Source organism: Chitinophaga sp. 10T418 (assembly GCF_056394125.1).
Genome location: NZ_JBFTHG010000077.1, coordinates 1 through 356 on the forward strand (window position 1 = coordinate 1; position 356 = coordinate 356).

Here is a 356-nt window from a genome sequence, read left to right on the forward strand (position 1 = left end):
GCCTGGAAGCGCTCCTGCTCGTTGGCKACGTACAGCTTGACGCCGGTGGCGGCGACGAAGTCGCGCTCCACCTGCTCTGCCTCGCCTTCACGCAGCAGGCCGTGGTCGACGAAGACACACGTCAGCTGGTCGCCGACGGCACGCTGGACGAGGGCCGCGGCCACGGCGGAGTCGACGCCGCCGGAGAGGCCGCAAATCACCCGGGAGTCGCCGATCTGTTCGCGGATCCGCGCGACCTGCTCCTCAAGGATGTTGCCGGTGGTCCAGTTCGGTTCGAGMTTGGCGCCCTTGAAGAGGAAGTTCTCCAGGACTTCCTGGCCGTACGCCGAGTGCTTCACCTCCGGGTGCCACTGGAC

At 67.5% G+C, this 356-nt stretch carries 1 pseudogene; it reads right to left on the reverse strand.

Going from position 1 to position 356, the window contains the following annotated elements:
• Nucleotides 1-356, reverse strand: a pseudogene (locus tag AC1DCV_RS35835) (hypothetical protein); the annotation flags it as partial.